Source organism: Arsenophonus endosymbiont of Bemisia tabaci Q2, from assembly GCF_902713415.1.
Taxonomy (GTDB): domain Bacteria; phylum Pseudomonadota; class Gammaproteobacteria; order Enterobacterales; family Enterobacteriaceae; genus Arsenophonus.
Genome location: NZ_CACTIE010000313.1, coordinates 1 through 929, shown reverse-complemented (window position 1 = coordinate 929; position 929 = coordinate 1). Strand labels below are relative to the sequence as shown.

1 protein-coding gene is annotated in these 929 nt (G+C 35.5%); it reads right to left on the bottom strand.

Annotation, left to right across the window (positions count from 1 at the left end; genetic code table 11):
• Window positions 1-519: 519 nt before the first annotated feature.
• Window positions 520-792 (bottom strand): HU family DNA-binding protein, encoded by a 273-nt coding sequence (locus ARSQ2_RS11650; RefSeq protein WP_181995381.1) that lies wholly within the window; start codon window positions 790-792, stop codon window positions 520-522.
• Between the last annotated feature and the right edge of the window lie 137 nt (window positions 793-929).

Here is a 929-nt window from a genome sequence, read left to right as displayed (position 1 = left end):
TAAAATCAATTGAATAGCTCACATAAATCATGTCATCAAAATTAAGTCGCTTAGCTATAACAACGAGCTTATCGCCCTGACAGTCAATGACAGCTTGCTGTTCTGGCGTTGGATTTATCAAAATTTTCTCCTGCATAACTCAATGCTATAAGTTTACCAGAAATTGATTGAATAGGTGTTTTAGGGAAATCTGGGGCGTTTTTGATATTGAGTTTGACGTTATCCTTAAACTCAAAGAGTCCTAGAGCGCATTTTGATAGCCGATAAAATATTTGTTGAGTTATACACGACGTTTTATCGAGAAAACCGCTCAGAATTGATTACAGCGCGTTTTAGTGATAGTTATGACGGGTATTTCTATTTTAATTTTCAAAAATGATTAGATTTAACGGTTTTTAATTTCTGATAGATGTTCAAATTCAAAATAGTTCGGTTTCGGACATCATCCAAAACTCCTGTACAAAATAGGTAAATTATGTTCCGTACAGGTGTTTTAATTCGTACATCAATTTCGGTCAGTTATTTGACAGCTTCTTTCAAAGTTTTACCCGCTTTAAAACTGGGTAAGTTTACAGCAGAAATTTTAAGTACCTCGCCCGTTTTGGGATTGCGTCCATCTCTGGCTGCGCGTTGCTTAACCTGAAAAATGCCAAAGCCAACTAGCTGTAAGTCATCTCCCGTCTTTAGCACTTTTGTCATCGTTTCAATAAATGCGTTCAGTGCTTTCTCTGAATCTTTTTTGGTTAAGTCGGCTTTTTTAGCAATTTGATTGATGAGTTCTGTTTTGTTCATGGTGTGCTTGAATTGATGGATACGTTAATCCTAGTGATGCTATAGCTAAGCGACTTAATTTTGATGACATTATTTATATGAGCTATTCAATTGATTTTAGACGTAAAGTGATATTTACGATGGAAGAAGAAGGGTTG

What these genes read in the sequence shown, in the direction of transcription:
- ARSQ2_RS11650 (WP_181995381.1), bottom strand. Translation starts at nt 792, where the DNA reads ATGAACAAAACAGAACTCATCAATCAAATTGCTAAAAAAGCCGACTTA.